At 40.5% G+C, this 21,862-nt stretch carries 21 protein-coding genes; 17 read left to right on the top strand and 4 right to left on the bottom strand.

The features are described 5' to 3' along the window. Nucleotides 1-20: 20 nt before the first annotated feature. The 3 genes from E4T79_RS09335 to E4T79_RS09325 all read left to right on the top strand — a co-directional run bounded on the left by E4T79_RS09335 (nucleotide 21) and on the right by E4T79_RS09325 (nucleotide 4,042). A complete protein-coding gene (locus E4T79_RS09335) occupies nucleotides 21-881 on the top strand; it encodes an ABC transporter ATP-binding protein (RefSeq protein WP_135029696.1) in 861 nt (286 codons plus the stop codon). 11 nt (nucleotides 882-892) lie between these two features. Next, entirely contained in the window at nucleotides 893-1,669 is a 777-nt protein-coding gene (locus E4T79_RS09330; protein WP_135029694.1) for an ABC transporter permease, read from the top strand. A 480-nt stretch (nucleotides 1,670-2,149) separates the two neighbouring features. Continuing rightward, nucleotides 2,150-4,042, top strand: a complete 1,893-nt coding sequence (locus E4T79_RS09325) for a M13-type metalloendopeptidase (RefSeq protein WP_135029692.1) — start codon at nucleotides 2,150-2,152, stop codon at nucleotides 4,040-4,042. 429 nt (nucleotides 4,043-4,471) lie between these two features. On the opposite strand, the gene E4T79_RS09320 is transcribed toward E4T79_RS09325, so the two are convergent. Beyond that, entirely contained in the window at nucleotides 4,472-5,248 is a 777-nt protein-coding gene (locus tag E4T79_RS09320) for a glycyl-radical enzyme activating protein (RefSeq protein ID WP_135029690.1), read from the bottom strand. Nucleotides 5,249-5,369: 121 nt separating this feature from the next. On the opposite strand from E4T79_RS09320, the gene E4T79_RS09315 reads away from it, so the two are divergent. The 8 genes from E4T79_RS09315 to E4T79_RS09280 all read left to right on the top strand — a co-directional run bounded on the left by E4T79_RS09315 (nucleotide 5,370) and on the right by E4T79_RS09280 (nucleotide 13,650). After that, nucleotides 5,370-6,116, top strand: coding sequence for a DeoR/GlpR family DNA-binding transcription regulator (locus E4T79_RS09315; protein ID WP_135029688.1), 747 nt, complete (start codon nucleotides 5,370-5,372; stop codon nucleotides 6,114-6,116). A gap of 14 nt (nucleotides 6,117-6,130) precedes the next feature. Then, nucleotides 6,131-7,123 (top strand): sugar-binding transcriptional regulator, encoded by a 993-nt coding sequence (locus E4T79_RS09310; RefSeq protein WP_135029686.1) that lies wholly within the window; start codon nucleotides 6,131-6,133, stop codon nucleotides 7,121-7,123. A gap of 192 nt (nucleotides 7,124-7,315) precedes the next feature. Next, nucleotides 7,316-7,636 carry a PTS lactose/cellobiose transporter subunit IIA gene (locus E4T79_RS09305; protein ID WP_135029684.1) on the top strand — a complete coding sequence of 107 codons (321 nt, stop codon included), beginning with the start codon at nucleotides 7,316-7,318 and terminating at the stop codon, nucleotides 7,634-7,636. Nucleotides 7,637-7,649: 13 nt separating this feature from the next. After that, nucleotides 7,650-7,955 (top strand): PTS sugar transporter subunit IIB, encoded by a 306-nt coding sequence (locus E4T79_RS09300; protein ID WP_135029682.1) that lies wholly within the window; start codon nucleotides 7,650-7,652, stop codon nucleotides 7,953-7,955. A gap of 16 nt (nucleotides 7,956-7,971) precedes the next feature. Further along, the gene (locus tag E4T79_RS09295; protein WP_135029679.1) at nucleotides 7,972-9,273 is read left to right on the top strand and encodes a PTS sugar transporter subunit IIC; all 1,302 of its coding nucleotides are present in this window, start codon (nucleotides 7,972-7,974) and stop codon (nucleotides 9,271-9,273) included. Nucleotides 9,274-9,408: 135 nt separating this feature from the next. Further along, nucleotides 9,409-11,850, top strand: a complete 2,442-nt coding sequence (locus E4T79_RS09290) for a glycyl radical protein (protein WP_135029677.1) — start codon at nucleotides 9,409-9,411, stop codon at nucleotides 11,848-11,850. Nucleotides 11,851-11,862: 12 nt separating this feature from the next. After that, entirely contained in the window at nucleotides 11,863-12,531 is a 669-nt protein-coding gene (locus E4T79_RS09285; protein WP_135029675.1) for a fructose-6-phosphate aldolase, read from the top strand. Between the two features lie 18 nt (nucleotides 12,532-12,549). Further along, nucleotides 12,550-13,650 carry a glycerol dehydrogenase gene (locus E4T79_RS09280; protein ID WP_135029673.1) on the top strand — a complete coding sequence of 367 codons (1,101 nt, stop codon included), beginning with the start codon at nucleotides 12,550-12,552 and terminating at the stop codon, nucleotides 13,648-13,650. A gap of 150 nt (nucleotides 13,651-13,800) precedes the next feature. On the opposite strand, the gene E4T79_RS09275 is transcribed toward E4T79_RS09280, so the two are convergent. Both E4T79_RS09275 and E4T79_RS09270 read right to left on the bottom strand, forming a co-directional pair. Further along, nucleotides 13,801-15,477 carry a ribonuclease J gene (locus tag E4T79_RS09275; protein WP_135029671.1) on the bottom strand — a complete coding sequence of 559 codons (1,677 nt, stop codon included), beginning with the start codon at nucleotides 15,475-15,477 and terminating at the stop codon, nucleotides 13,801-13,803. Between the two features lie 3 nt (nucleotides 15,478-15,480). Further along, the gene (locus tag E4T79_RS09270) at nucleotides 15,481-15,711 is read right to left on the bottom strand and encodes a DNA-directed RNA polymerase subunit epsilon (RefSeq protein WP_135029669.1); all 231 of its coding nucleotides are present in this window, start codon (nucleotides 15,709-15,711) and stop codon (nucleotides 15,481-15,483) included. Nucleotides 15,712-16,077: 366 nt separating this feature from the next. Between E4T79_RS09270 and tsaB the strand changes: the two genes are divergently transcribed. The 5 genes from tsaB to E4T79_RS09245 all read left to right on the top strand — a co-directional run bounded on the left by tsaB (nucleotide 16,078) and on the right by E4T79_RS09245 (nucleotide 19,590). Next, on the top strand, nucleotides 16,078-16,764 hold the full coding sequence (gene tsaB, locus E4T79_RS09265) for a tRNA (adenosine(37)-N6)-threonylcarbamoyltransferase complex dimerization subunit type 1 TsaB (RefSeq protein WP_135029667.1): 687 nt from the start codon (nucleotides 16,078-16,080) through the stop codon (nucleotides 16,762-16,764). After that, the gene (rimI, locus tag E4T79_RS09260) at nucleotides 16,761-17,201 is read left to right on the top strand and encodes a ribosomal protein S18-alanine N-acetyltransferase (protein WP_135029665.1); all 441 of its coding nucleotides are present in this window, start codon (nucleotides 16,761-16,763) and stop codon (nucleotides 17,199-17,201) included. The genes tsaB and rimI overlap by 4 nt, the downstream gene beginning before the upstream one ends. Next, a complete protein-coding gene (gene tsaD, locus E4T79_RS09255; RefSeq protein WP_135029663.1) occupies nucleotides 17,191-18,204 on the top strand; it encodes a tRNA (adenosine(37)-N6)-threonylcarbamoyltransferase complex transferase subunit TsaD in 1,014 nt (337 codons plus the stop codon). Before rimI ends, tsaD begins: the two co-directional genes overlap by 11 nt. A gap of 368 nt (nucleotides 18,205-18,572) precedes the next feature. Further along, entirely contained in the window at nucleotides 18,573-19,271 is a 699-nt protein-coding gene (locus E4T79_RS09250; protein ID WP_135029661.1) for an AzlC family ABC transporter permease, read from the top strand. Beyond that, nucleotides 19,261-19,590 (top strand): AzlD domain-containing protein, encoded by a 330-nt coding sequence (locus E4T79_RS09245; protein ID WP_135029659.1) that lies wholly within the window; start codon nucleotides 19,261-19,263, stop codon nucleotides 19,588-19,590. Before E4T79_RS09250 ends, E4T79_RS09245 begins: the two co-directional genes overlap by 11 nt. Before the next feature lie 278 nt (nucleotides 19,591-19,868). Here E4T79_RS09245 and E4T79_RS09240 read toward each other — a convergent pair whose 3' ends face one another. After that, nucleotides 19,869-21,059 (bottom strand): NAD(P)/FAD-dependent oxidoreductase, encoded by a 1,191-nt coding sequence (locus tag E4T79_RS09240; RefSeq protein ID WP_135029657.1) that lies wholly within the window; start codon nucleotides 21,057-21,059, stop codon nucleotides 19,869-19,871. Nucleotides 21,060-21,224: 165 nt separating this feature from the next. Between E4T79_RS09240 and E4T79_RS09235 the strand changes: the two genes are divergently transcribed. After that, nucleotides 21,225-21,716, top strand: a complete 492-nt coding sequence (locus E4T79_RS09235) for a DUF536 domain-containing protein (RefSeq protein ID WP_135029709.1) — start codon at nucleotides 21,225-21,227, stop codon at nucleotides 21,714-21,716. The last annotated feature ends 146 nt before the right edge of the window (nucleotides 21,717-21,862 follow it).

Genomic DNA, 21,862 nt, shown 5'->3' with positions numbered 1-21,862 from the left:
TCTTTGAGTGGAGGTAAACTATGATAAAAATGGAAGGTGTTTGTTTTAAATATGATAAAACAGATATTTTAAATGATATAAATTTAACGATAGGTGTAGGAGAACAAATATTATTGATAGGTGCTAATGGTTCGGGCAAGTCAACTTTATTGTCTCTTTTAGCTGGATTATATACCCCATATAAGGGGAAAATAACGATTGATGATTTGGATTATAAAATCCATGAAAGAGAAATAAAAAAGATAGTTGGAATAATGTTTCAAGAAAATCTTGGATTTAAACATTCAAAAGTTATTGAAATATTAAAATTTTTTGATGTTTTGAATGATAGCAACAATTCATTAGATGAAGTTATGAAATTAACCAATATATTTAGTTTAAAAGATAAAAAAATAGGACTTTTATCTGGAGGAGAGAGGCAAAAAGTAGCATTGGCGATTTCACTTTTGGGAAATCCTAAGTATTTATTGTTAGATGAACCGATGTCAGCATTGGATGTTCCTAGTAGGAAAGAATTCATTAGTATTATAAAAAAGTTAAAAGATCAAAATAAGTCAATTATAATGGTATCGCATATATTAGAAGATTTACAAGACTGTTTTAGTAAAGTTGCTTTAGTTAAGGATACTCAAATAAAATATTATGGAGAAATTAACAAACTTTTAGAAAATTTAGAGTATAAATATGTTGTTGAGATAACTAACTATAAAGATAGTGTTGATTTAAAAATATTTGAAAAATTTAGGCATGATGAAGCTGGTAATATGTATATATATTGCAAATCAGATGCCGATTTAGAGGAAGTCTATAGAATATTTGGAAAAGTCGGATTAAAAACAAATGCTATATCATTGAATGATATATTTTATTTGTCAGATTAAGGGAGAATATTATGAAACAAATGTTTAAATTAATTCTTTTTTTTGCTAGAAGAGAATTAAAAAATAAAAATCAGCTTGTTGTAAGCCTTATAATACCTTCACTATTGATGATTTTCATGGGAATGATGGGGAATAGGCAAGCAGAAACACAAGGTTATGGATTCCCCTATATGACGTTTTTATTACCTGGAATTATTATAATGTCATTTTTAGCTACCAGTGTTATAACATTTCCAATAATTATAACAAATTTTAGAGAGAGTGGAGATTTAAAGAGGATGTTTTCTACACCAATTTCTAAAGTTAAGCTAATTTTTTCTATAATGTCTGCTAGTACTATTACGATGTTCATTCAAAGTTCTATCATTATAGCTATTGCATATTTGGGGTATAATGTTAGATTCAAAATTGATAGTTATGAAACAATATTATATTTAATCTTTTTATTGATTTTAAGTATTATATCTTTACTGTCATTAGGTTTCTTGATATCGGGAGTTGTGAAAACACAACGAGGAGCAACCACGTTAGGAAGTACATTAAATCTTGTGTTGCCATTTATATCTGGTGTGTACTTTCCTATTAATGTCTGGCCACAAGTGTTACAATATTTAGCTAAAGTTATTCCAACAACATATATTATTTCTGAATTTAGAAATTTGATTGTGTACCCTATTACAAAAAATGTTACTCCACTCTTAGAAACATACTTTACATCTTGTTTGATACTATTCATTAGTTCTATTATATTCAGTATCTTAGGAATTAAGTTATTTAAGTGGAGATAAAAGCTCTAATTAGAAATATTGTCATATATTCTTTACTTTCTATTTAGTGTTTAACCATTATTTTAATTTATTTTTACAAGTTCTCCCCTAGGCATCTTTTTGGGGTGTTTTAGTCCCTGTTTGCTTTTCGTTTACTTTATCAAAATCAAAACGTGACTGGGAAAGGAATTCGAAAGTGGGACGGAGCTTCAATAAGGTGAGTGAATGACGGAAAAGGTGATAAGTATAGTCTTTTAGTTTATCTTTTATTACTTCGTTAACTCACTTTGCCGTACTTTAGTACAGCCTGCAGCTCCTTGCCTAGTACTAAAAGCAAACTAAAAGACTCTATCAAACGATATCAACGCTGTTTCCCCGTCATCTAGTGCAGTCTACGGTTTATCTACTTTTGGGTTTTCATTAAAGGTTATTCAGTAAAATGTCTGCAAATTTTGATTCTTTTTGCTATCATGTAGAGAGAAATATAGAAAAGAGGTTCTTATGGTACGCTTACAGGATGATTTTTATGAAGCGATAAACGGAAAATGGGCGGAGACAGCTGTTATTCCGAACGATAAGCCGGTGACAGGTGGCTTCATCAATTTACATGATGAGATTGAAGACTTGATGCTTACAACGACAGATAAGTGGTTGAAAGGTGAGGAAGTGCCGGAAGATTGTGTCCTTCAAAACTTTGTCAAATACCACCGTCTCACAGCTGACTATGAAAAAAGAGAAGACCTTGGTATTGCACCAGCTCTTCCCTTGATTGAGGAATACAAAAATCTTCGGTCTTTTGCAGACTTTACTGAGAAAATGGCGGAGTTGGAATTGGCAGGAAAACCAACTGGCCTGCCCTTTGGCATTGCCCCAGACTTCATGGATGCCAAAACCAATGTCCTCTGGGCGGGAGAGCCAGGTACTATCTTGCCAGATACGACCTATTATGCTGAGGATCACCCACAAAAAGAAGAACTCTTAGCCCTGTGGCGGAAATCGGATACAGATGTACTCCGCAAGTTTGACTTTTCAGATGAAGAAATCACAGACTTGTTGGACAAGGCTGAAGCTTTGGATGCGCGTGTGGCGCAAATTGTGCTGTCTAATGAAGATAAATCAGAATATTTCAAGCTCTATCATCCCTATGAGTTCAAGGAATTTGCGGCACTTGTTCCAACTCTTCCTTTGGAAAGCTTCTTTACACGCATAATCGGGCAAGTGCCAGACAAGATTATCGTTGAAAATCCTCGCTTCTGGGAAGTGGCACAAGAATTCTACTGTGAGGAGAACTGGGAGTACTTGAAAGCCACTTTGATTCTGAGTGCAGTCGGGTCGGTCGCTTCTTACTTGACCGATGAGATTCGTGTTTTAGTAGGAGCTTATGGTCGTGCCTTATCGGGGACTCCAGAGGCGCATAACAAGGAAAAAGCAGCTTTTTATCTAGCTGAAGGACCATTTAATCAAGCCTTGGGCTTGTGGTATGCAGGAGAGAAATTTTCACCAGCAGCCAAGGCTGATGTGGAGCAAAAAATTGCAACCATGATTGAGGTCTATAAAGAGCGTCTAGCAGCTAACGACTGGTTGACAGAAGAAACCAAGAGGCAAGCGATTGTTAAATTAGAGGTTATCAAGCCCTATATTGGCTATCCTGAGAAATTGCCTGAGCGCTATTATGACAAGGTAATTGATGAGAATAAATCACTACTTGAAAATGCTCAGTTCTTAAAAGAACTTTCTATTAAGCATTCGTGGAGTCGATGGAATCAACCTGTGGACGATAGCGAATGGGGCATGCCAGCGCACATGGTCAATGCTTACTATGATCCACAACAAAACAAGATTGTTTTCCCAGCAGCTATTTTACAAGCACCATTTTACTCACTTGAGCAAACTTCATCTGAAAACTATGGTGGAATCGGTGCAGTTATCGCCCATGAAATTTCTCATGCCTTTGATACCAACGGAGCTTCCTTTGATGAAAATGGTAGTCTCAAAAACTGGTGGACAGAAGAAGATTATGCAGCTTTCCAGGAAAAAACGCAAAAAGTGGTGGAACTTTTTGAGGGACAAGATTCTTATGGTGCTAAGGTGAATGGGAAACTGACAGTTTCTGAAAACGTGGCTGATTTGGGCGGACTGGCAGCAGCACTTGAAGCCGCAAAACGGGAGGAGACCTACTCAGCAGAAGAATTCTTCACCAGCTGGGCCCGCATTTGGCGTCTGAAAGGACGGACAGAGTATATGCAGCTGCTAGCTAGTGTCGATGTTCACGGGCCGGCAAAACTCCGTGTCAACTTACAAGTACCAAACTTTGCTGAATTTTTTGAAACCTTTGCTGTGACAGAAAACGATAGCATGTGGCGCAAACCGGAAGAACGCATAGTGATTTGGTAACATAGAGAAAACATTCTTATCCTTTTGATTGAAGAAAAGTCCACTTTGGGTTACTTTATTCAATCTTTTTTATTCCTCCCCATCAACATCAGCTTCTTTTGCTATTTATAGCCTTTTAGTACTAGGCAAGGAGCTGCAGGCTGTACCGGAGTAAGGCAAAGCGAGGTAACGAAGTAATAAAAGATAAACGAAATGACTATACATTATTTAGAGGAGGTAGGCTTGCCCTCTTTATCCCTTAATTTTCATCATTCTTATTGTGAAAGCTAGTCAGATCTTGGTTCTACAGAGAATCAGTCATAGAAAAACTCTTAGAAATAGCATCAAATCAGCTCTTCTAAGAGTTTCATGTCAATGGTTAGATTTTCTAGCACAAGAGGGTTTGTTTAGGTTCTGCAGACCCAAAGCTTAGTCCTATTTCTTTGTTGGTTAGAAATAGCAGTTGATGTCATGATTTAGAAAAACTTGTTGGTAATCAGAGAGTTCTTCTGGATGTAAGGCTTTTACATGGCTCATAGTGTATGTTCGATTAAGAAGTTGGTATTTGTTTTCTCCAAATTGATGAAATGGGAGTAATTGCACTTGATCAATTTGGAGTTGATGAAAGAGACTGGCGAATTGCTCTGCATCTTCTAAGGAATCGTTAAAATTTGGAATGACAGGTATTCGCAGTACAATTTCCTTGCCTTTTGAAAATGCATAATGAATATTTTTAATGATAAGCTGATTTTCTACACCGGTGACAGTGCGATGTTTAAGGGGATGGTAGTGTTTAAGATCGGTATAGATAAAATCAACATATTGAATTAAATCGATGAACTTTTCATGACTGACAAAGGCTGTTGTTTCGATAGCTGTATGTATCCCTTTTGCTTTAGCGGCCTTTAAAATTGCCTTTGCAAAGTGAAATTGTGCAAAGATTTCTCCACCTGATAAAGTCATACCGCCACCAGATTCTTCATAGAAAGCCTTGTCCTTTAGAACTTCTTGAATAATCTCATCAACTGTTTTTTCCTCGCCCATCGTAATAGGCAGTTTGGTAGTTGCATCAAGCATTGGTTCTGGCCTCAGTCGTTGTGATTCAGGATTTGAGCACCATGGGCAATGTAGAGGGCAGCCCTTTAAAAACACAGTTGTTCGAATTCCAGGCCCATCATGGATAGAAAAATGTTGGATATTGAAAATAATGCCTTTAGTTGTATTCATTGCGATTCCTCTTTTCTTTTTCATTATAACAACAAAACGAAATTAAATCAATTACGAACGTAAGTTTGTTTTGCTTTGTTTCTCAGATGAAATTTGGTAAAATAGACAGGGAGGTTATAGTATGGAACGATTAGATCAAATAGTAAAGCTTGTATCTGAACATGAGAAAATAGATGTGAATACATTGTCGAGAATGTTGAAAGTTTCAAAGGTGACGATTCGAAAAGATTTGGATAAATTAGAAAGTAAAGGGTTGTTACACCGTGAACATGGTTATGCTGTTTTAAATAGTGGCGATGACTTAAATGTTCGATTGTCCTTTCATCATGACTTGAAACGAAAAATTGCTCAAAAGGCAGTAGAATGCATTCAGGATAATGAAACGATTATAATCGAATCAGGTTCTACATGTGCTCTCTTAGCAGAGCAAATTTGTCAACAAAAACAAAATGTTACGATCATCACAAATTCGTATTTCATTGCGGATTATATCCGCTCTTATCATTCGTGTAAAGTGATGCTATTGGGAGGAGAATACCAAAAAAATTCTCAGGTGACTGTAGGCCCTCTTTTAAAAGAAATGATTTCGTTTTTTCATGTCAAGAAAGCATTTATTGGGACCGATGGCTTTGCAGATGAGAAAGGCTTTACCGGAAAAGACTTGATGAGAACAGAGGTAGTGAGGGCGATGGCTCATGTAGCTGAGGAAGTTATTGTCTTGACAGATTCGACCAAATTTAGCAGACGAGGAACGGTAAGTCAATTTAATCTGAGTGAGGTAAGCCTTGTTATTACAGATGAGCAGATACCTATAGAAAAAGAGGAGCTGCTCCGAAATCAAGGAGTCCGTGTTACAAAGGTCTGCTAGATGGGAGAAGAGAAATGGGCAGGAGAGAAATAGCAGAAAACAATAGGAAACAACTAGCAAAAGTAGCATATCTATATTATATTGAGGGAAAAAATCAGGCAGAGATAGCCAAAGAATTAGGAATTTATCGGACGACCATTAGTCGAATGTTAACGAAAGCGCGAGAAAAAGGGGTTGTAACGATAGAAATTCACGAATTTGATACAGATCTCTTTCATTTAGAGCATTATGTCAAAGAAAAATACAATCTGAAAAATATTGACATTGTATCTAGCGTCACTTCATCTGAAAAATCATTAGAGGAGATGATTGCTGGGGCTGGGGCAGCGATGGTTCGAAGTGTTCTCACAAATCATAGTAAGGTAGGAATCTCTTGGGGGAAAACCTTGAGCAACGTGGTTGCTAAAATTGTGCCACGTCAGATGAAAAGCGTGCACTTTTTCCCTTTGGCAGGCGGTCCTAGTCATATCAATGCTCGCTACCATGTCAATACGCTCATGTATGAGTTGACACATAAATTTCATGGCGAGTGTTCTTTCATCAATGCGACGATTGTACAAGAGAGTAAGGAATTGGCGTCAGGGATTCGCTCCTCTAAATATTTTGAAGAAATTATAAATAACTGGGAGAGATTGGATGTTGCCATTGTAGGCATAGGAGGACGGGTAGACAAAGACAATCGCCAATGGTTGGATATGCTGACAGATGAAGACTTTAGAAGAATGGACCAAAGTGGAGCAGTCGGGGAAATCTGCTGTCGATTTTTAGATGCACAAGGCCGTGAAATAATGGATGATGTGGTGGAGCGGACGATAGCAATCTCGCTGACAGAATTGCGTAGAGTCCCCAATTCTATTGCTATTGCTTATGGAGATAGTAAGGTAGAGGCAATGTTGGCAGTATTGCGTCAGGGGTATGTCAATCATCTTGTTACCGATTATCGTACCATTTTACAGGTTTTAGAACTGGATGGCGATCTGACTTTTTCTAGTGAAACAGGCTCATAAGTTGAAGACTGTATCTGAAAGATAGGTATTTCTTAACCAATCTTTCAGAGGCAGTCTTTTTAGTATTTTCTTAAAAGTGCACAAATGTCGCAAAAAATATATACAGGCACAAATGTATTGACGAAATGCTGTGCTAATGCTATAGTATAATTGAAAGCGCTTCACAAGAAAAAACTAAAAAGAGGTAAGGAAATGGAAGTTATTGTACCTGATCAAATTATTATGGGGCTGATTCTCAATGCAGGAGATGCTAAGCAGCATATTTATCAGGCTTTGAATCATGCTAAACATGGGAGATTTGTAGAGAGTGAGAATGAGGTAGCATTAGCGGATACGGCCTTGCTAGAAGCTCATAATATGCAAACTCAGTTTTTAGCCCAAGAAGCGAGTGGGACAAAAGCAGAAATCACAGCCTTATTTGTGCATTCTCAAGATCACTTAATGACAAGTATTACAGAAATTAATCTGGTAAAAGAAATGATTGATTTGAGAAAAGAATTAGCAAGTAAATGATAGGGAGATAAAAATGGTAAAAATTGGATTATTTTGTGCAGCGGGTTTTTCAACAGGTATGCTTGTAAATAATATGAAAATAGCAGCCGAGGAAGCTGGTATTGATGCAGAAATAGAGGCTTTTTCACAGGCTAAAATCGCAGACTATGTTCCTCAGTTAGATGTTGCCCTGCTCGGACCTCAGGTTGCATATACATTAGAAAAATCCAAAGCAATTTGTGATGATTATCAAGTTCCAATTACTGTTATTCCAATGGCAGACTATGGCATGTTCGATGGTAAAAAGGTGTTGCAACTAGCCTTAGATCTTGTGAAATAAAGAACGGAGGTATATCGTGGCTACAGTTGATACGACAAAAGTAATTGCTCCAATTATGAAATTTGTGAATATGAAAGGCATCATTGCTCTGAAAGATGGGATGTTAGCGATATTACCCTTGACGGTAGTGGGGAGCCTTTTTCTGATTTTGGGACAGCTTCCTTTTGAGGGGCTGAATCAAGCTATAACAGCTGTATTTGGTGCAGCTTGGACAGAACCATTGATGCAGGTGTATAGCGGAACCTTTGCCATTATGGGATTGATTTCTTGTTTTTCTATCGGTTATTCTTATGCTAAAAACAGTGGTGTAGAACCCTTGCCAGCAGGAGTACTGTCCTTATCCGCATTTTTTATTCTGTTGAGATCTTCGTATATCCCTGAGCAGGGAGAGGCTATTGGAGATGCGATTACAAAAGTTTGGTTTGGTGGTCAAGGTATTATTGGTGCCATCATCATTGGCTTAGTCGTCGGTGCAATTTATACAGTGTTCATTCAACGTCATATTGTTATTAAAATGCCTGAACAAGTACCACAGGCCATTTCCAAGCAATTTGAGGCAATGATTCCTGCCTTTGTAATCTTTTTACTGTCGATGATTGTCTACATTGGTTCCAAGGTGATCACAGGTGGTGGAACGTTTATTGAGATGATTTACGATGTGATTCAAGTACCGTTGCAAGGCTTAACAGGATCTTTATATGGAGCTATTGGAATAGCCTTTTTCATCTCTTTCTTATGGTGGTTTGGTGTACATGGTCAATCTGTTGTCAATGGAGTTGTAACCGCGCTTTTGCTCTCTAATTTAGATGCCAACAAGGCCCTGCTTACGGCAGGTACTTTATCTGTGAAAAATGGAGCTCACATTGTAACGCAACAATTTTTAGACAGTTTCTTAATCATGTCTGGCTCAGGAATTACATTTGGTATTGTAGTTGCCATGCTGTTTGCGGCAAAATCAAAGCAATACAAAGCCTTAGGGAAAGTTGCAGCATTTCCAGCCTTGTTCAATGTTAATGAACCGATTGTCTTTGGTTTTCCAATCGTGATGAATCCGGTCATGTTTGTTCCATTTTTAATGGTTCCAATCTTAGCAGCCGTTATTGTTTATGGTGCAATCGCTGTTGGATTTATGGCCCCTTTTTCTGGAGTGACCTTGCCGTGGAGTACTCCGGCTATCATTTCTGGTTTTATGGTTGCTGGTTGGCAGGGTGCAGTCGTTCAGCTATTGATCCTACTGGTGTCTACCCTTGTTTACTTCCCATTCTTTAAGGTACAAGACAGGATTACCTATAAGAATGAGCAAGAAGCTGCTGCCTAAAAATTGTTGCACAGATGTGCAAACTCGGATGTGTTTGTCTTTATTTTTCCTTTACTGATTGAAAAAAAGGCCAGAAAAAAGTACAATTTAATTACAAATGAAACAAAAATGTTTTCGAAAGAAAGGAAAGACATCATGGAAACAAAGGTGGAAATTGCTAGCACTAGCATCAAGACGGAGTATTTTGGAAATCTAACGGCTCGTATGAACAAGTATCGGGAAGATGTCCTAAATAAAAAACCTTACATCGATGCAGAACGTGCTGTTTTGGTGACAAAAGCCTATCAAGAACATAAAGAAAAGCCAAATGTCTTGAAGCGTGCTCATATGCTGAAAGAAATTTTGGAAAATATGACGCTTTATATCGAAGATGAAACGATGATTGTTGGTAATCAAGCCTCTTCCAATAAAGATGCTCCTATCTTTCCTGAATATACCTTAGAATTTGTCTTAAATGAGCTTGACTTGTTTGAAAAACGTGATGGAGATGTCTTTTACATCACAGAGGAAACAAAAGAGCAGTTGCGGAGTATTGCTCCATTTTGGGAAAAGAATAATTTGCGCTCGAGAGCTGGAGTGCTGCTTCCGGAAGAAACCCAAGTGTATATGGAAACAGGTTTCTTTGGAATGGAGGGAAAGATGAATTCTGGCGATGCACATCTGGCAGTCAGTTATGAAAAATTACTGCAAGATGGGCTGAAAGGATTTGAAGAAAAAGCGAGGACGGCAAAAGCTGCCTTGGATTTAACGGATCCAGCAAGTATTGATAAATATCATTTTTATGATTCTATCTTTATTGTAGTTGATGCGGTCAAAACATACGCAGAACGCTTTGTCAAACTAGCTCAAAAATTGGCTGAAACAGCAAGCCCAGAACGACGACAAGAGTTGCTTGACATTGCGGATATTTGTTCAAAAGTACCATATGAACCAGCAACTACTTTTGCAGAAGCAGTCCAGTCTGTTTGGTTTATTCAATGTATTCTCCAAATAGAGTCGAACGGACATTCCCTATCCTATGGTCGGTTTGATCAATATATGTATCCTTATGTGAAAGCTGATTTGGAATCCGGTCGTGAAACGCAAGAAAGCATTGTAGAGCGTTTGACAAATCTCTGGATTAAAACGATTACCATCAATAAAGTGCGTAGTCAAGCTCACACCTTTTCATCTGCAGGTAGTCCCTTGTATCAAAACGTGACTATTGGTGGTCAGACACGGGATAAAAAGGATGCAGTTAATCCTCTATCTTATCTAGTGCTAAAATCTGTTGCTCAAACGCACTTACCACAACCGAATTTAACCGTTCGCTATCACGCTGGTTTAGATGCTCGTTTTATGAATGAGTGTATTGAAGTGATGAAACTTGGTTTTGGGATGCCTGCTTTTAATAATGATGAAATTATCATTCCTTCCTTTATTGAAAAGGGAGTGCTGGAAGAAGATGCCTATGATTATAGCGCGATTGGCTGCGTTGAGACAGCTGTTCCTGGTAAATGGGGCTACCGTTGTACTGGTATGAGTTACATGAATTTCCCGAAAGTGCTACTCATTATGATGAATGATGGGATTGATCCTGCTTCTGGTAAACGATTTGCTCCAGGATTTGGACATTTCAAAGCGATGAAGAGTTTTGATGAACTGCAAGTTGCTTGGGAGAAGACCCTCCGTCATTTGACTCGGATGAGTGTGGTGGTCGAAAATGCTATTGATATTTCACTTGAGCGAGAGGTGCCAGATATTCTCTGTTCAGCCTTGACAGATGATTGTATTGGGCGTGGAAAACACCTCAAAGAAGGTGGGGCAGTCTATGATTATATTTCAGGCTTGCAGGTTGGAATTGCAAACCTATCGGATTCATTGGCTGCTATTAAGAAGCTTGTCTTTGAAGAACGGCGTTTAACACCAGAGGAGCTCTGGTATGCCTTAGAGACGGATTATGCAGGAGAGCGTGGGAAAGAGATTCAAGAGATGCTGATTCATGAGGCTCCTAAATATGGCAATGATGATGATTATGCAGATCAGCTGATACGGGATGCATATGATATCTATGTAGATGAAATTGCGAAATATCCCAATACGCGCTATGGTCGTGGTCCAATCGGAGGGATTCGCTACTCTGGAACGTCTTCTATTTCGGCAAATGTAGGTCAAGGTCGTGGAACACTGGCTACTCCAGATGGACGAAATGCAGGTACACCGTTAGCTGAGGGGTGTTCACCAGCTCATAATATGGATAAAAAAGGTCCAACATCTGTCTTGAAATCTGTTTCAAAACTACCGACGCATGAAATTGTAGGTGGTGTATTGCTCAATCAAAAAGTCAACCCACAGACGCTCGCAAAGGAAGAGGATAAGGTAAAATTGATTGCCCTTCTTCGGACATTCTTTAATCGTCTTCATGGATATCATATTCAATACAACGTTGTGTCGCGTGAAACGCTGATAGATGCACAGAAACATCCAGAAAAACACCGAGATTTGATCGTGCGTGTTGCAGGCTATTCAGCTTTCTTCAATGTTCTTTCTAAAGCAACACAGGATGATATTATTGGACGAACGGAACATACATTGTAAAAGAGGTTTTATATGGAATTTATGCTGGATACAGTCAATCTTGATGAGATTAAAAAATGGTCGAGGGTCCTCCCGCTTGCGGGGGTGACCTCTAATCCGACCATTGTAAAAAAAGAGGGAACAATCAACTTTTTTGAGCGGATTCAGGAGATACGGGAAGTGATTGGGACTTCTGCTTCTATTCATATTCAAGTAGTAGCGAAAGATTATGAGGGAATTCTTCGCGATGCCCGTAAGATACGGCGGGAGTTTGGAGATGATATCTATATCAAGATTCCTGTTACGACGGATGGACTGGCAGCAATAAAGGTCTTAAAAGAAGAGGGGGTTCGAATTACTGCTACAGCTATCTACACAACATTCCAGGGATTATTAGCTATAGAAACGGGAGCGGACTATCTTGCACCTTACTATAATCGTATGGAAAATTTGAATATCAATCCAGAAGAGGTTCTCTCTCTTTTGGCACAAGCGATTGCTAGATCAGGTTCCTCTAGCAAGATTTTAGCAGCCTCTTTTAAAAATGTTGCTCAAATGAATCGCGCTTTTGCTTGTGGGGTACAAGCGATTACGGCAGGAAGCGAAGTATTTGAAGCTGCCTTTGCCATGCCTGCTATCAGTAAGGCAGTGGATGACTTTGCGAAAGATTGGCAGGAAGCGCAAGGGAAGCTCCATATTTGAGATAGAAAAGAGGCTTCTATGAAAGTTTTTGCAAGTCCGTCTCGTTATATTCAAGGAGAAAATGCCCTATTTGAACATGCAAAGGAACTATTGACCTTGGGCAGTAAACCGTTGCTGTTCTGTGACACTCGGGTACTTGAGTTGGTGGGCAAGCGCTTCATGGCCTATTTAACTCGTTATGGTATGCGAGTGGTTCATACAAGGTTTAGTGGCCAAGCGTCTGAACATGAGTTTACTCGTGTCCTTGCGCTTGCAGAAGCGCAACAAGTAGATATGATTATCGGTCTCGGTGGTGGTAAAACAATTGATAGCGCCAAGGTGGTCGCAGACCTCCTAGGTCTACCGATTGTAGTTGCACCAACGATTGCATCTACAGGAGCACCGGCTTCTGCCTTATCTGTTATCTATACTGATGAGGGGAACTTTCAGAGATACTTATTTCATAGCAGGCCTCCAGAGCTTGTCTTGGTGGACTCAAAAGTGATTGCAAAAGCTCCCAAACGTCTGCTGGCATCAGGTATTGCAAATGGCCTTGCGACTTGGCTGGAAGTACGGGCAACCCAGCAGTCAGATGACAAAACCATGTTTGGTAATGCACAAAGTCTAGCAACTTTTGCGGTTGCCCAGCAATGTGAGAGGACCTTATTTGCTGATAGTCTTGCAGCTTTGCAAGCTTGTGAACGACAGTTGGTTACGCGGGCTCTGGAAAATGTTATTGAGGTGAATACACTGCTTAGTGGGATTAGCTTTGAGGCTGTGACTGCGACCATGCCGATAGCCCATGCTGTTTGCAATGGTTTCACAATCATGACAGGAAACGTTCACCAGCTGACCTATGGAGAAAAAGTAGCCTATGGAACCTTGGTCCAGCTCTTTCTTGAACAGCGGTCAGTTGAGGAATTGAATCGTTACATTCACTTCTATCAAACCATTCAAATGCCTACGACTTTAGAAAGGTTGCATTTGGAAAATGCCAGCTATGATGCTCTCTTTCGAGTCAGTCAACAAGCGATAGGGGAAAAGGAACACCTTTGCCCAATGTCCCCTCGCTTTTCAGCAGATGAGGTGGTTCAGGCAATTCTAGCTGTTGATCAGTATGTGAAAAACTTGGACAGGTAATACTCTCGAGAAGTCCAAATTAGAATGTTGCAGTTTTAGCAATGCGTGGAGTGTAGATCCCCTGCGGGTGGCCTGTGCTAGGTAACCCAGAAAGAAAAAGATGAAGACAACCGTGATTCTAAAATCACGGTTGTCTTCATCTTTTTTTAATTATTTGTCTGGCGTAAGAATCATCGGAATGATAATTGGTTCGCGCTCGGTCTTTTCATATAAGAAAGGTCTGAGTGCATTGACAATAGCGCCGTTGACTGATTGGATATTGGCTTCTTTATTTTTTAGAGCAATGCGAATGGCATTGAATAAGATGCGTTGGCTTTCACGGATGAGGTCGCCTGATTCGCGCATGTAGATGAAGCCTCGACTGAGGATGTCTGGTCCTGCAAGAATCATTTGTGATTGGAAATCAACGGTTGCAACGGCAAGTACCACGCCATCTTCTGACAAATCTCTGCGGTCTTTAAGGACAGCGGCTCCGATTTCTCCAATGCGGTTTCCGTCCACATAGATGTCCTGGGCATTAAAATGTCCTGCTAGACGAGCGCTATTTTTGGTGAGTGCAAGGACGTCTCCATTTTCCATGATGAAAATATTGTCCTTAGGAACACCTGTATCCACTGCGAGTTGGGCATGGATCTTTTGCATACGGTATTCACCGTGGACAGGCATGAAGAACTTTGGTTTGATGAGGCGGAGCATGAGTTTTTGCTCTTGTTGCCCACCGTGTCCAGAAGTATGGATGTTGTTAATTTTTCCGTGGATTACTTCCACACCTGCTTCAATCAAGATGTTAATCAACTTGTTAACGCCGGTTGTATTTCCTGGAATTGGGCTTGATGAGAAAATAACGGTATCACCAGGTTGTAATTGAACTTGGCGGTGGGTGCCATGTGCGATACGGGAGAGGGCAGCCATTGGCTCTCCTTGACTCCCGGTACAGAGAATCATAATCTCATTTGCAGGATATTCTTTAATTTCGCCTGGCTCGATAAAGGTATTTTTTGGAACCTTGATGTAGCCTAATTCAATTCCATTTACAATGGCCTTTTCCATGGAACGCCCAAATACTGCAATTTTCCGTCCTGTTTTGACTGCTGCGTCAGCAGCTTGTTGTAGTCGGAAAATGTTAGATGCAAAAGAGGCAAAGATAATCCGTCCGTGAATGCCCTCAATCAATTTCATGATAGATTGCCCCACCACTTTTTCCGAATTGGTAAAGGTTGGGATTTCGGCATTTGTTGAATCAGATAGTAAGCAGAGTACACCTTCTTCTCCGAGGGCAGCCATGCGGTGCAAATCAGCAGGTTCTCCCACAGGTGTAAAGTCAAACTTAAAGTCTCCAGTACAGATAATTTTCCCTTGGGGGGTGTCAATGACAATACCGAGTGGTTCTGGGATAGAGTGGGTCGTACGGAAGAAGCTCACCTTTAATTGTTTAAAGGTTAATTCAGTACGATGATTGATTTCATGGAGGGTGGCATCACGCAGGAGACCGTGTTCCTCCAATTTGCCACGAATGAGGGCAAGGGCCAGAGGCCCAGCATAGATTGGGATATTGGCCTGCTTGAGGAGGAAAGGAATGCCTCCGATGTGGTCCTCGTGACCATGAGTGATGACCAAACCTTTAACGCGGTCAATATTATCAACGATGTAAGAGTAGTCTGGGATAACGTAATCAATACCGAGCAAGTCGTCTTCTGGGAACTTGATTCCTGCATCGACAATGATAATCTCGTCTTGGTATTCAATTCCGTAGGTATTTTTACCGATTTCCCCTAAACCACCGATAGCGAATACGCCAACTTCTTGGGATTTTAGATTAACTGACATGGATTAAAACTCCGTAATGCTAAAATTGGCGTGAGTTTTTTCGTACTCAAGGTGGTTTTCAGATAAGAGTTCGATAAATTCGATGTTGTAGGCAGTATGTTCTTCTACTAATTTGCGCGCGATGATGCGACCCTCTAATTCGTCTTTGGTATTGATGTCAAGATAGAGGGTGCGTGTTTGTTCTCGGCGTGGAGTAGAATCTTTTGTTTCTTGGTAAAATACTTTATAAATCATGTTTTTCCTTTCATTGATGACAAGTCTGTATCCAACTGTTCGGACTATAAAAAAGTAAGAGTGTAAGCAGACTGCTCAAACTCTGATGTTCTTGTAACGATGGGCTATTGAGTGCCGTCCGAACAGACTAGATTACCACGAAGATAATCTAGTTGATTTGTATGTAATTTTCTAGAGTTGTCATTTTTAGATGTGATTTTTCTATTATTATATCATAAAAGGAACTTTAGGTAAAAGGAATTGGCAAGAAAGTGAAAAATCAATAGTTTTTCAAATCGTTTTCAAGATGAACTATTGTCTAGAATTGAAAAAAAGGGCAAGATAGCTTACAATAGAAAGAACAAGAATCATGTAAAGAGAGCAAAGATGAAAGTATTAGCACTTGACACGTCTAATCAAACCTTGGCGGTGGCTTTGGTAGAAAATGGACGTTTACAGACAGAAATGATCCTTACGGTCAAGAAAAACCATAGCACTAGTTTGATGCCAACGATTGATTTTTTGATGCAATCAGTAGGCTGGCAGCCGACCGACTTGGATCGTATTGTAGTGGCGCAAGGACCCGGTTCTTATACGGGACTGCGGATTGGGGTTTCGACAGCAAAGACCTTAGCCTATACTCTGGGGATTGACTTGGTAGGCATTTCGAGCCTGCAGGCCTTGGTACCAAAAGATATAGCGGGCCTAGTTGTGCCAATTATTGATGCAAGAAGAAATCATGTCTATGCAGGTTTTTACGAAAAAGGTCAGTCGGTCAAAGTGGATACCTATCTTTCTTTTGTCGCCTTGCTAGAAGAGGTGAAAGCCCATGAGCGTGTGACTTTTGTCGGTGAAGTAGAGCCCTTTATTGAGCAGATTACAGCAAGCTTGCCAGAAGCCCACTATCAAGCAACTGTGCCGTCTGCTTATCAACTGGCCTTGGACGGAGAAGTTGCCTTGACTAGTGAGGTGATGCCATTTGAGCCACGTTATCTCAAGCGGGTTGAGGCTGAGGAAAATTGGCTCAAGGACAATGAAGAAACAGATAAAGAAAGCTATATTAAACGTCTATGATAGAAGTTGAAGAATATAAGGGGCGAGAAGAAATAGCACCCGCTCTCTACGCCATATTGGCGGATGTCTACACCGTATCACCTTGGACGGTGGAGCAGATAGCAATAGACATTATGCGACCAGAAACGTACTATTATCTGGCGAAAGAGGGTCAAAATCTCCTTGGTTTTCTAGCTGTTCAGCAGTTGGTGGATGAATTGGAAATCTTGCACATTGCTGTGCGGACAGTTGTACAGGGTCAAGGAATTGCAGGACGTTTGTTAGAGTGTATTGAGCTGTTTTCGGGTGCGGTATTTTTAGAGGTTCGTGCTTCCAATCAGCGTGCTAAACGCTTATATGAGCGCTATGGATTTGTAGAAATTGCCAGACGAAAGGATTATTACCCTAATCCTACAGAAGATGCTATTATGATGAAAAGAGAGATAGATGAGCGATAGATATATCCTTGCGATTGAAACGTCTTGTGATGAGACCTCGGTTGCGGTATTAAAAAATGATGCAGACTTGCTCTCCAATGTAATTGCTAGTCAAATTGAGAGCCACAAGCGTTTTGGAGGAGTTGTGCCTGAAGTGGCTAGCCGCCACCATGTCGAAGTGATTACAGTTTGTATCGAGGAAGCCCTATTAGAGGCTGGTATAGAGGCGTGTGATCTTACAGCGGTTGCAGTGACCTATGGTCCAGGATTAGTTGGAGCCCTCTTGGTGGGTTTATCAGCCGCAAAAGCTTTTGCTTGGGCAAATAATCTACCCTTAATTCCTGTCAACCATATGGCAGGGCATTTAATGGCTGCGCGTAGTAGTAAGGAACTAGAATACCCTTTACTTGCTTTATTAGTGTCAGGTGGTCACACAGAACTGGTCTATGTAGCAGAACCAGGAGATTACAAAATTGTCGGAGAAACGCGTGATGATGCGGTTGGAGAAGCCTACGATAAAGTTGGTCGTGTTATGGGGCTTCCCTATCCAGCGGGTCATGTCATTGATGCATTAGCCTATCAAGGCAATGATATTTATGATTTTCCGCGTGCCATGGTCAAGGAAGATCATCTGGAATTTTCATTTTCAGGTTTAAAATCGGCCTTTATTAATCTGTACCATAATGCTGAGCAGCGAGGCGAAAGCCTATCCAATGAGGATTTGTCGGCGTCGTTTCAGGCCTGTGTCTTAGACATTTTAATGGCCAAGACCAAAAAGGCCTTGGAAAAATATCCAGTGAAAACCTTGGTAGTTGCAGGTGGAGTTGCTGCTAATCAAGGTTTGCGTGAGCGTTTGAGCGAAGAACTTAGCAATGTAGAGGTTCTTATTCCACCTCTGCGCCTTTGCGGCGATAATGCAGGTATGATTGCCTTAGCAGCAGTTAGCGAATGGAATAAGAACAATCTAGCTTCTCTATCCTTGAATGCCAAGCCAAGCCTGGCTTTTGAGATGCTAGAAGAATGAGAATCTGAAAGGGTTCTTTTTCAATTATCCTCTTGTGTTTGATTGTTTACAGAGTATTCGTTTAGCCTGGATTCAGAAATAAAGAAGAGAGGGCAATCAATGGTTTAACATAGCCGTTTCGTTTATTTTTAGTACTAGGCAAGGAGTCGCAGGTAGTACTGGAGTACAGCAAGACGAGTGAACGAAGTCATAAAAATATAAACGAAATGGCTATATCATGAGTGGTTCTACCTCTATACCGTATGTTCGCGCTGTCTGAGAGGTGTTGATAGTCGCGAGTCTCATTTGGGGAAAATAGCTTGAATGGTTGGATGTTTTTCTAGTTTATACAAGCAAACCAACCATAGGAGTTAGAAAAGGAGAAGTATATGTCAAAAACCTTGGTGAGAGAAGGAGCAATAGCTGCCATTCCAACGGTCTTGGGTTACGCTAGTATTGGGTTGGCTTGTGGAATTGTTTCCGTCAATTCAGGAGTTTCAGCGCTGGAAATGGGCTTGATGAGCCTATTGGTATATGCAGGAAGCGCACAGTTTGTCATGTGTGCGATGCTCTTAGCGGGTGCACCATTGGTGTCAATGGCGGTGACGATATTTTTTGTCAATCTGCGTCATTTTCTATTGAGTCTCCATGCGACAACTATATTTCAAGGGAATAGGTTGGCTTCAAATCTCTTTATCGGCTCCTTTTTGACAGATGAATCCTACGGTGTCCTATTGCGGAAACAGTTAGAAACTTCCGATGTGTCACCTTACTGGATGTATGGTAATAATATGGCGAGTTATGCTTCCTGGTTTGTGTTTACTGTTTTGGGAAATCTTATTGGAGGTTTCATTCCACAACCTGAACAGCTGGGGCTTGATTTTGCTTTAGTCGCTATGTTTGTCGGTATCTTTGAAGGTCAGTTAGAAGCCATGGTCAGACAAGTTTCGTTGAAGAAGCTTGGCTTGATTTTATTGAGTATTTTTGTAGCATATATGGGGCTAGCAATGCTGGTTTCAGCCTATATTACAGTTCTTGTTGCAACCGTTGTTGGTTGTTTTGTGGGGGTGATGTTAGATGATCAATAGATACATTTTAGTGGCTATTCTGATGGCCCTGGTGGTAACGTGGGTGCCGAGGGTCTTACCTTTTGTATTGATAAAAGGTAAGACCTTATCGCCAGTTGCTCTTAAATTCTTGCGATTTTTACCGATTTCCATCATCTTTTCATTGACCTTATCAAGCATTATCGATGAAAAAGTGGGCAGTATCCCGAGCATATTACCAGTTGAGACCATGGCTTTGGTAGTGACTTTCCTTGTTATCCTAAAAACTAAAAATATTCTGCTGGCGGTTGGAGTTGGGGTAGCTGTTACTGCGGGCTTGCGTTTTCTTGCTGTGTTTTAGACAGGTAGACATCGCTTTCTATCAGCTTACGAAAACGTTCTTTTAAAAGGGACATGGTTGTAACGAGTGAAAACTAGGGTACTGCAGTCCCTTTTTTCGAGTTTTTTGGCTCGTCTTGCCCAGCCTCCTGCAGCTCGTTGCCTCGTACGGAAAGCAAACGAAAAGACTAGATGATACATCAAAAGGGTGTAAGAAACTGGGCAAAACTCTTGCTAGAATGAAAAGGCTTCACATCAATGTGTTAATGAACTTGATGTGAGGCCTTTTCTGATGTCCTGTCATTGTATTCTTGAGACCGCTAGGGGTTGGATTCCAGAGACCCAGCCAGTACAAAGACAGTAGGTGATGTTAAAGCCACCTGTATGGGCATTGATGTCTAGGACCTCACCTGCAAAATGTAGTCCGGAGACTTTCTTGCTTTCGAGGGTTCGAGGATTGATTTCCTTGAGGTCAACACCACCCTTAGTCACAAATGATTTGGCTAGCGACATTTTTCCTGTGATTGGAATTGGGAACCTTTTGATAGATGCAATAAGTTGCTCTAACTCTTTTGGTAATAAGTGTTTGACCTTGAGTGGATAGGGAGCTGCAAAAAATTCTGCTAGCCGTTCTGGCATCAGACTTTTTAAGACATTTTTGAGGGCTTTCTCCCGTTTGCTTTCTAAGAGAGCAGTGAGTTCTTCCTTATCTATCTGTGGAAGTACATCTAGGTAGACCGTTTCTCCACCCCTGACGAAGCTGGATAGACGTAGAGCAGCAGGTCCAGAGAGACCAAAGTGTGTAAATAAGAGATCGTGGGTGATGATATGTTTGTCATAGTGGAGGGTGACATCATCGAGTGAAATACCTTGAAGAGCCTTATGGGGGAAGTTGGTCAAAAGGGGACTTTCAGCCGCCTCAATCTCAGTGACGGCCAGTTTAAAATGACGGGCAATGTCGTGGCCAAATCCAGTGGAACCCGTTGAGGGGTAGCTTTTTCCACCTGTTGTGACAATCACCTTGTGGCTGGTGAAAAGCTGATGGGCTGTCTTAATTTGAAAGATTTCATTGTTCTTTCTGACAGAGAGAACTTCGGTTCCCGTCCGAATGTCAACTCCCAAGTCAAGCATCTTCATCTCAAGAGCCTTGATAATGGTCTGGGAACGATCTGTCGTTGGAAAGACACGTCCGTGATCTTCAACTTTTAGTTTGACACCATTGTTTTCAAAAAAATGGATAATATCATGGTTATCAAATTGGGAAAAGACGCTGTAGAGGAAACGTCCATTTCCAGGAATACCAGCGAGTAGGTCTTCGAGTGTCCCATTGTTGGTTACATTACAGCGTCCACCACCAGTCCCTGATAATTTTTTGCCGAGTCTTCGATTTTTTTCCAGAAGCAGGGTTGATTGGCCGTAGAAACTCGCTGCGATAGCCGCCATCATGCCGGCGGGACCGGCTCCGATAATAATGGTGTCAAAATGTGTCATAAGGGATTCTTTTCCTAACTAGCAATTCATCGTTTTTAGTTTTATTGTACCATAAAAGGGCTTGAAGCCTGCTTTAAATGGTAGGAAAATTTGACAGGAATAGGTGGTTGTGGTAATATTTTAATGATACAAACAAGAAAAAATCAAGCAATTATTGAGGATATTATGGGAATTGAAAAGACAGTCAGCGAATTAGCAGAGATTTTAGGAGTGAGTCGCCAGGCGATGAACAACCGCGTCAAATCTCTTCCAGAAGAATTCGTTGAAAAAAATGAAAAGGGTGTAACGGTTGTTAATCGGGCAGGCCTTGTCAAGTTAGAAGAGATTTATAAGACGACCATTTTTGAAGATGAGCCGATTAGTGAAGAAGTCAAACAGCGTGAGCTGATGGAAATCTTGGTAGATGAAAAAAATGATGAAATCAGCCGTTTGTATAAACAGCTTGAAGTCAAAGATAAGCAGATTGCTGAAAAAGATGAGCAGTTGCGGGTGAAAGATATTCAGATTTCTGAAAAAGATAAACAGCTGGACCAGCAGCAACAACTAACCTTAAAAGCTATGGCAGATAAGGATGTGTTGAAGCTGGAATTGGACGAAGCCAAGGCGCATGCGCAGGAAAAATCAAAAGGTTTCTTCGCACGATTATTGGGACGATAAGAAGTTTGGGACAAGACCGTGAACGGCTCCCTGTCAAGTAGACAGTCAAATAATAAAAGATATTAAGCAACCTGATTCCTGAATTCTATAGGAGTCAGGTTATTTAATTTGGTCTGATAGCGTCGTGTATTGTAAAACTCAATATA

Source organism: Streptococcus sp. LYSM12 (assembly GCF_004569635.1).
Taxonomy (GTDB): domain Bacteria; phylum Bacillota; class Bacilli; order Lactobacillales; family Streptococcaceae; genus Streptococcus.
This window is presented reverse-complemented; position numbering and strand designations above follow the sequence as displayed.

Bases quoted from the DNA above. Each gene is read 5' to 3' on its own strand.
- E4T79_RS09330 (WP_135029694.1), top strand. From the start codon at position 893: ATGAAACAAATGTTTAAATTAATTCTTTTTTTTGCTAGAAGAGAATTA.
- E4T79_RS09235 (WP_135029709.1), top strand. From the start codon at position 21,225: ATGGGAATTGAAAAGACAGTCAGCGAATTAGCAGAGATTTTAGGAGTG.
- rimI (WP_135029665.1), top strand. From the start codon at position 16,761: ATGATAGAAGTTGAAGAATATAAGGGGCGAGAAGAAATAGCACCCGCT.
- E4T79_RS09315 (WP_135029688.1), top strand. From the start codon at position 5,370: ATGGAACGATTAGATCAAATAGTAAAGCTTGTATCTGAACATGAGAAA.
- E4T79_RS09245 (WP_135029659.1), top strand. From the start codon at position 19,261: ATGATCAATAGATACATTTTAGTGGCTATTCTGATGGCCCTGGTGGTA.
- E4T79_RS09305 (WP_135029684.1), top strand. From the start codon at position 7,316: ATGGAAGTTATTGTACCTGATCAAATTATTATGGGGCTGATTCTCAAT.
- E4T79_RS09240 (WP_135029657.1), bottom strand. From the start codon at position 21,059: ATGACACATTTTGACACCATTATTATCGGAGCCGGTCCCGCCGGCATG.
- E4T79_RS09280 (WP_135029673.1), top strand. From the start codon at position 12,550: ATGAAAGTTTTTGCAAGTCCGTCTCGTTATATTCAAGGAGAAAATGCC.
- tsaD (WP_135029663.1), top strand. From the start codon at position 17,191: ATGAGCGATAGATATATCCTTGCGATTGAAACGTCTTGTGATGAGACC.
- tsaB (WP_135029667.1), top strand. From the start codon at position 16,078: ATGAAAGTATTAGCACTTGACACGTCTAATCAAACCTTGGCGGTGGCT.
- E4T79_RS09320 (WP_135029690.1), bottom strand. From the start codon at position 5,248: ATGAATACAACTAAAGGCATTATTTTCAATATCCAACATTTTTCTATC.
- E4T79_RS09275 (WP_135029671.1), bottom strand. From the start codon at position 15,477: ATGTCAGTTAATCTAAAATCCCAAGAAGTTGGCGTATTCGCTATCGGT.
- E4T79_RS09325 (WP_135029692.1), top strand. From the start codon at position 2,150: ATGGTACGCTTACAGGATGATTTTTATGAAGCGATAAACGGAAAATGG.
- E4T79_RS09310 (WP_135029686.1), top strand. From the start codon at position 6,131: ATGGGCAGGAGAGAAATAGCAGAAAACAATAGGAAACAACTAGCAAAA.
- E4T79_RS09250 (WP_135029661.1), top strand. From the start codon at position 18,573: ATGTCAAAAACCTTGGTGAGAGAAGGAGCAATAGCTGCCATTCCAACG.
- E4T79_RS09290 (WP_135029677.1), top strand. From the start codon at position 9,409: ATGGAAACAAAGGTGGAAATTGCTAGCACTAGCATCAAGACGGAGTAT.
- E4T79_RS09300 (WP_135029682.1), top strand. From the start codon at position 7,650: ATGGTAAAAATTGGATTATTTTGTGCAGCGGGTTTTTCAACAGGTATG.
- E4T79_RS09285 (WP_135029675.1), top strand. From the start codon at position 11,863: ATGGAATTTATGCTGGATACAGTCAATCTTGATGAGATTAAAAAATGG.
- E4T79_RS09270 (WP_135029669.1), bottom strand. From the start codon at position 15,711: ATGATTTATAAAGTATTTTACCAAGAAACAAAAGATTCTACTCCACGC.
- E4T79_RS09335 (WP_135029696.1), top strand. From the start codon at position 21: ATGATAAAAATGGAAGGTGTTTGTTTTAAATATGATAAAACAGATATT.